Raw genomic sequence first — 6,681 nt, forward strand, 5'->3', positions numbered from 1 at the left:
GTAGGTGGACCAGTTGGTGATTCTGAACTTTTGCTTTGCCACGGAATGGTCTGTGTTGTCGGGAGGATGCGTGATCTGATCCTTCAACTCAGCAAAAGTTCGATTTATTCAACAAAGCCAGGGAAACGTTCAAAAGCAACCGCCGGGAAAATGAAGGCTGAAGGGCAGAAAAAAGGTTATCCGGACATGAGTCTCGATAAAGCATGCGGTATTTATCACGGCATGCGAATTGAGCTTAAAGAACCAAATGGTAAAGCCCCGACGAAAGAGCAGATCGCCTGGATGCGCAGGCTTAGAGAGGAAGGTTACTACGTCGTTCTTGCGTATGGTGCAGAACAAGCGATAACCGCCATCCTGGAATACATAAGCCTTAAAAAGGGTGAGGCTATTGAGCATGTATTGAACGGCGACAAGTGGTTGTATGCTGCTTAAAATAATAAATTAATTAGTGCATATGCGCTCTTTGATATAGCGCACATTAACATCGGGAGAATAATCGTGTCATTCAAGGCTAATTATGAATCGCTGGCATCGATCATGCCGCGTAATGAACAGGAAGCAGATGCTGTAGTGGACCCGGTAATCGCTGAAATGAATGCTCGCCTGGAGGCTGAATTTGCAGCTGAGAATGAACATACCACCCAGGGCGACTAGGACTGTTTTTTGTGTCGGTAGCGGTCCGTCACTCACTCGTGAGGACTGTGCTGCTATAGAAAAAACTGGCTGTTCAATCATCGCGGTTAACAATTCCTGGCAGATGTTCGATGACATTTATGCCTTATACGCCGGTGATTTGTCATGGTGGAAGCAATACGGATCCACCATACCGGGAGGGAGATTCCGCAAAGTGACAGCCAACCTGGCGGCGGCGAAATCATTTTCGTTGGAGTACAGGCGATATTGTGGACCGGCGGAAGGGGTAAATAGCGGCGCGCAGGCTATCAGTCTGGCTGCTGAATCAGGGGCTGAAGTAGTGGTATTAGTCGGCTATGACTGTTCTCTGCAAAACGGCCTTCATTGGCATGGCGCGCACCCTCAAGCCCTACGGAATCCAACGCAGGTGTCTATTTCAAAATGGCAACAGCAGTTCCTGGATACCCGCAAAAAACACGCAGATTTACATATTTTGAATGCAAGTAGGAGCAGTGCAATTCAATGTTTCCCAAGAATAAATTTAGAGGCAGTGATCGCGTTATTATCGTCGGCAGTGGCCCAAGCGCCGCAAACTTTGTTGCGCCGCGCGGAGTGCCGATTATAGCGGTCAATGGGGCCATCGACTGGCTTAACCGCGCTTCTTATTTTTTCACCCTTGATCCATCGCCAGACAATATGCGGCGCGTTGGTCGTGGCCGCCGTCGCCGTGGTGTTTGTTATTGCATGGCACTACCCGATGTTAAAGAACGTGAAGTCAGAGATGGCGTTCTGTGCTTCCGTCGTGTGGCTGAGCGCGGCACGGAGCCAAAAAATACGAATTCTCCCGAGTGGTGGGCGTGGCGCTGGTCCGCACATTTCGGCCTTTGCGAAGATGAGAATGAAATTGCCAGCGGCAATAGTGCATATGGTGCTCTGAACCTGGCTTTCCATATCGGATTCAAACATGTCGCCCTGGTGGGCGTTGACGCTACACAAGAACCACGCGTTCACTCCGGCGGCACGCCAAAAAATCTAAGTCACCTGCCTTTGTTATTCCAGTCTGCGCGTGAACAGATTGACGTTGTTTCATGCGGGAAAATGGGAGGTATTCCGCAGATGACTCTTAAAGAATGGCTGAAGAATACATGATGGCACCCACAATTTATCACCGTATCGACGGTACCAAATACAGGAATGTCTGGGTTGTTGGTGATCTGCATGGTTGCTACACCAGACTGATGTCCGAACTCCATCGTGTGGATTTTGACCCGGCGCAGGATTTACTGATATCGGTCGGCGACCTTATCGATCGCGGTACTGAAAATGTCGAATGTCTGGAACTATTGCAGATGCCCTGGTTCAGGGCAGTGATGGGGAACCATGAGCGGCTGATGATTGATGCGTTAAGTCCAGATGGCAACGTGAATAACTGGCTAATGAATGGCGGTCAATGGTTCTTCATGCTGGACGCTGATCAGGAAATATTAGCCAGGGCGCTGGTGGAGTTGGTAAGACGACTGCCCTATATCATTGAGTTGAACACCGGGCAAGAAACTATCGTTATAGCCCATGCCGACTATCCGGATAATGAATATCAATTCGGTAAGGAGGTGCCGCTTTTCAACGTTGTCTGGGCGCGCGAGCGTATCAGTGATTCGATGGATGATATTGGTGGCGAAATTTCTGGCGCAGATCGTTTTATCTTTGGTCACACTCCGGTGAAAAGCCCGAAGACATTCTGGAATCAGCATTATATCGACACAGGTGCCGTATTTTGCGGAAACCTGACATTGATGAAAGTGAAAGGTGATGGTGCAGCATGAAGATTGCTTTAGTTCTTCGCTCTGGTGGTGACTATAACGCTTCCGATGTGCAGTGGCTGGTTAATCAACTGCCAAAAGGCTATGAAATTATTTGCCTGACAGACCTGAAGCGTTTACATGTACCTGGCGTCAAAGTTGTCCCATTGATCAACCAGTGGCAAAAGTGCCGTGGCTGGTGGGCGAAAATCGAGTTGTTCCGACCGGATATAACCGATGATCTGTTCTATCTGGATTTGGACACGGTTATTGCCGGTGATATACGCCCAATCCTAGAGAATCCACCAACCAGCTTCACCATGCTTAGGGATTTTTACCATCCACAATATCGTGGCAGCGGTGCCCTGTGGATACCAAATAGTGTAAAAGCGCATATCTGGAGTGCATTCTGGCAAGATCCGGAAGGTTGGATTGCTCGTTGTGTTACTACTGAATGCTGGGGTGATCAGGGGTTTTTGCGGAAGGTTATGGGTGATGATACACCAGCATTTCAGGATCTGTATCCGGGATGGTTTGTAAGTTACAAGGCCGATGTTGTGGAACCTGGTTCGAAATATGCGAGCGCGCGTTACTCCAGGGGGAATGGGGCATTACCAAAAGACTGCCGAATAATCTTTTTCCACGGCAAACCGCGACCTCGCGAAGTGTCAGAGGATTGGCTTCCCCTTATCAGCTCATTTTTTTGAGCGAGAATCAGAATAATATTGCTCTAATAATTCATTATTTTTAAAACGTGATGTACACTCATCACGTTTTTTATTAGAGCAATCTATAAGGTGCACTATGTGGCCATTCCGACGGAAATATCACTACTGGCTGATCGCCTTTGTTACGCCGACCGGCGGTATCAGGCATGTCATCACCAGGTATCGCAACAAGAGACTCACCTTAGCCAGAATTTTACAGGCTGCCATAGGTGAGGGACTGGATACAAATTGCGTAGTCCTTCCACCTTCATACTTAGGAAAAATGACCGAAGCACAAGCTAATACGGAACTTTGAAATGAGCACTTCAGCACAAAACCAATCAATCGAAAATGTATCTATCCCTGACGTCCTGAATGCCGGTATCCCGGCCATTATCCAGAACATCCGGGCCGCGCAACGCCGCGTTAGTTGTGATGACCTCACAGCGCGTTTTTTTGATAATTCGGTTCAGTCAGCGGAGATACTTCACGCACAGCTTATTGATGTTTATAACGCAGAAGCTGATAGCCATAACTCCCTGGTAGATGCAGCTGAAAATATGCAGTTGGATCTCGGTCTGAAGGGTAAAGAAATTGAAGAGCTTCAGCTGCAAATTGAACATTTGAAACGCCAGCAACAGGACGCGATCGACGATGCGACGCATGATGCCAACCAGCGTGCTGATAATGCCGAACATATAAGCATTGAGCTGGAAACAAAACTCAATGAAATGACCTCGATGGTTGAACTGCGGAACTCACAGATTTCAACGCTAAAATCTCAATATAAAGAGATCATGAAACTTGATCCTTTTAACCTTGAAAAACGCTATAACAAAGCTAAAAGCGAGCGACAGGAACTGCGTAAGCAGGTCACCGACCTTAACCAACAGCTCAAAAAGGCTATTAAAGATGCAAGCGAGGCGCGCGTGGCATTTGCTAATAAAAAAGCAGAGGTTACCGCGCTGGTTAATGAGAATGCCAAATTTGCGACGCTCAAGAAGGAAATGTATGGCATTACTGAGCGCCGTTTCCCTGCAAGCAAACTTCATCCGACGTTAGGGCAAATCTCCTTCTTCCCGCGCCTCCTGGCTTATGGGATCTCATCGCCTAAAGAGTTCAATAACGAGCGTCCTTATATCGTTTCTAAGCTGGACTTTGCTTATCAGTTCTGCTGCGACATGGGCTATGCCATTGATATCCGGATCAACGAATGGTTGATGCCAAACTTCCAGCCGTTGGCCATTTTCCGCGAGTTCCAGCCGGAAGGTTGGGTAGAGTTCTTCCATGAATTGATCTGTAAAGAGATGGAAAGCCGCCGCCCGGAACTGGTCCGTCGAGTTGAGTGGGCGCAAGAGGTTATGTTGGCAGATGCAGAGCTGCCGTTCGAACCGGAATTCATTGATGATCTGGCAACTAAAGGGCTGCATACCCTGTTTGATGTGGTTACCCGCCGTCATGAGCAGTTGGTTGTCGAATTGGGTTTAGAGGAAACAGCGGCAAGAAGACTTCTTGATGTTTGCTATGCACTTAGCGATGCATGGGAAAAAGAGAACGGCGGCACTATTTACGTTCGCTGATAGTTACAGTGTCACTTTTAATGCTGGTGGAGTGCGCCCACCAGCATTTTTTTCGTCCAATGAGGAGGGCATTTGAGTATTTTCAATAAACACGCACACCAGGAACGTCCGTACATTGTCATAGTAGATATTGATGGAACGATATCGGAGGCAACGGAAGACAGGCTGCATTTACTTCCACCGCCTGGCAACGGTGCATTAACAGAGCACTGGAACGAGTTTAACCTTGCCTGTGACACTGATGCTCCCATCACTCCAGTTATTGATATGGTGCGCCAGTTGTCCAGCATTTACACGCTCTGGTTTGTAACCGGGCGCTGTGAGATAGCCAGGGATAAAACACGAGCCTGGTTGCGTAAGCACGTAACAAATGGGGCAGAGCCTTTGCTATCTATGCGTCCTGCCACCGATGACAGAAATGACGGCCCAGCTAAGATTGATCTCCTTAAGAAAATTGGTCTAAGTAAAATCGCGTTCGCGCTGGAAGATAAGATTGAAGTGGCGCGTGTTTTCAGGAGTCACGGCGTACTTACGTTAATGGTCAGGGAGTATGAAAACGCGCTTCTTCATCAACAATAATTGCTCTAATAAATCTTGATATTTAAAACAGGGAAGGTGAAAATAAAAACATGCCGCAAGGCGCGGCATGTATCCAATCAATCACAGGAGCTGAAGATATGAACACGGCATTCAAAATCATTATGACCGCGATCTATTTCTGGCTGTTCTCTATCACTTTTGGCGGCATCGTCGCGCATGGGTAAGGGGAGTATATTAGCCATTTGGAACCCCACGGTCTCTTGCGGGTTTAATTAAGAACCCGCAAGAAAAACACGAATTGGGCTATATTTTTCCGCCTACGTCTTTAAACTTCTCAATAAACGAGACGATTTTCTGGAAAACTGCCTGTTTTTTCGTTTTATATTGCGGATTTAACGGACTAAGTTTTGGTAATGTTTCGTTTAATTCTGTGCCATTTTCGGTGGCATATTTGCGTTTTAAAGATGTGCGAATATAGCGTTTTGCTGCATCTTCATTGAGATTTTCTTCTTTAATCAACGCTTCTGCTTCACGTAGCTGTTCGTGTTGAGCAAAGGTAAAGAACGCGTCAATGATGCTGGCTTTGTCTGGTAAATCATCCAGGTTCGTTTGCTGAATAAAATCGACCACCAGGCCCTCTTTCGCCCGGTTCCCCAGGCTTGAACGAATTAAGCGTTTGACCTCTTCGATCATTTCGCCCTTGCCTTTATTTTGTCTGTTATGTTCGAAAATCAGTCCAAGGATATAATCCAGGTTTATTTCCTGAGATTTCAGCAAATCGACCTCAAAAACTACGTCATCCCAGTCAGTGGTTGATTTCTCTTTTTTCTCAGCTTCTTTCTCACGGCGCTGCCAGTCGCGAATATCGTTATAGGCAGAACGATAATCCTGAATCTTGCGATCAGCAGGGAGACGAATTGTTTGCAATTCAGCGAACTTTTCATCATCCACATAATGTTCTGCTTTGAATTTTTCTACCGCAACAGGATCGCTAAGATCGATTTGTTGCAGGGCTTTTAGCGTGGCAAATTCATCATAGTTTTGCAGGATGTTCTCGGCACGCAGGTATTCGCCAAACAGTTTAACGAAGTCTTTCTTCTCTTTTTCACTTTCAATACTGGTAGGGTCAGGGAACCGTTGTTCCAGTTCTGAAACTACTGTCATGAAGCCGCGTTTAGCTTCACCAGTAGCAGCATCAGTAAAGCCTTCCATATACTCAGCATAACTCTTTTCTAACACCACATTTTTAGTATTTTTATCACCAAACAGCGTTATGGCATCAATAGTTGAGCGTTCCAGATCCCGGAAAGTGACGATATTACCGAAGGTTTTAGTTGCATCATAAATACGGTTGGTGCGGGAAAATGCCTGCATCAGGCCGTGAAAACGCAAGTTTTTATCGACGAATAGCGTGTTCAATGT

Annotated in this window: 8 protein-coding genes and 3 pseudogenes; 9 read left to right on the top strand and 2 right to left on the bottom strand. The window is 46.8% G+C overall.

Annotated elements, in window-relative coordinates:
- On the bottom strand, positions 1 to 87 hold an 87-nt coding region (locus tag K0778_RS27945; protein ID WP_227664762.1), incomplete at its 3' end, for a hypothetical protein.
- Positions 88 to 120: 33 nt separating this feature from the next.
- On the opposite strand from K0778_RS27945, the pseudogene K0778_RS24325 reads away from it, so the two are divergent.
- The 9 genes and pseudogenes from K0778_RS24325 to K0778_RS27955 form a co-directional block, all read left to right on the top strand.
- Positions 121 to 432 (top strand): annotated as a pseudogene (locus K0778_RS24325) (VRR-NUC domain-containing protein); the annotation flags it as partial.
- A 66-nt stretch (positions 433 to 498) separates the two neighbouring features.
- Entirely contained in the window at positions 499 to 654 is a 156-nt protein-coding gene (locus K0778_RS24330) for a hypothetical protein (RefSeq protein ID WP_001567997.1), read from the top strand.
- A gap of 193 nt (positions 655 to 847) precedes the next feature.
- On the top strand, positions 848 to 1,258 hold the full coding sequence (locus K0778_RS27950; RefSeq protein ID WP_166806728.1) for a hypothetical protein: 411 nt from the start codon (positions 848 to 850) through the stop codon (positions 1,256 to 1,258).
- On the top strand, positions 1,156 to 1,782 hold the full coding sequence (locus tag K0778_RS24340; RefSeq protein ID WP_000484116.1) for a hypothetical protein: 627 nt from the start codon (positions 1,156 to 1,158) through the stop codon (positions 1,780 to 1,782). Before K0778_RS27950 ends, K0778_RS24340 begins: the two co-directional genes overlap by 103 nt.
- Positions 1,779 to 2,456, top strand: a complete 678-nt coding sequence (locus tag K0778_RS24345; RefSeq protein WP_001567998.1) for a metallophosphoesterase — start codon at positions 1,779 to 1,781, stop codon at positions 2,454 to 2,456. Before K0778_RS24340 ends, K0778_RS24345 begins: the two co-directional genes overlap by 4 nt.
- Positions 2,453 to 3,155 (top strand): annotated as a pseudogene (locus K0778_RS24350) (hypothetical protein). Before K0778_RS24345 ends, K0778_RS24350 begins: the two are co-directional and overlap by 4 nt.
- Before the next feature lie 301 nt (positions 3,156 to 3,456).
- A complete protein-coding gene (locus tag K0778_RS24355) occupies positions 3,457 to 4,719 on the top strand; it encodes a hypothetical protein (RefSeq protein ID WP_072643603.1) in 1,263 nt (420 codons plus the stop codon).
- Positions 4,720 to 4,791: 72 nt separating this feature from the next.
- Positions 4,792 to 5,298, top strand: a complete 507-nt coding sequence (locus K0778_RS24360) for a 3'-phosphatase (protein WP_072643602.1) — start codon at positions 4,792 to 4,794, stop codon at positions 5,296 to 5,298.
- Positions 5,299 to 5,348: 50 nt separating this feature from the next.
- Complete coding sequence (locus K0778_RS27955; protein ID WP_257187432.1) at positions 5,349 to 5,483, top strand: hypothetical protein; 135 nt, start codon at positions 5,349 to 5,351, stop codon at positions 5,481 to 5,483.
- A 79-nt stretch (positions 5,484 to 5,562) separates the two neighbouring features.
- On the opposite strand, the pseudogene K0778_RS24365 reads toward K0778_RS27955, so the two are convergent.
- Positions 5,563 to 6,681: pseudogene (locus K0778_RS24365) on the bottom strand (type I restriction endonuclease subunit R); the annotation flags it as partial.

The sequence above is a fragment of the Escherichia sp. XD33 genome (assembly GCF_019375075.1).
GTDB classification, from domain to species: domain Bacteria; phylum Pseudomonadota; class Gammaproteobacteria; order Enterobacterales; family Enterobacteriaceae; genus Enterobacter; species Enterobacter flexneri_A.

What these genes read in the sequence shown, in the direction of transcription:
- K0778_RS27955 (WP_257187432.1), top strand. Translation starts at nt 5,349, where the DNA reads ATGCCGCAAGGCGCGGCATGTATCCAATCAATCACAGGAGCTGAAGAT.
- K0778_RS24355 (WP_072643603.1), top strand. Translation starts at nt 3,457, where the DNA reads ATGAGCACTTCAGCACAAAACCAATCAATCGAAAATGTATCTATCCCT.
- K0778_RS24340 (WP_000484116.1), top strand. Translation starts at nt 1,156, where the DNA reads ATGTTTCCCAAGAATAAATTTAGAGGCAGTGATCGCGTTATTATCGTC.
- K0778_RS24345 (WP_001567998.1), top strand. Translation starts at nt 1,779, where the DNA reads ATGATGGCACCCACAATTTATCACCGTATCGACGGTACCAAATACAGG.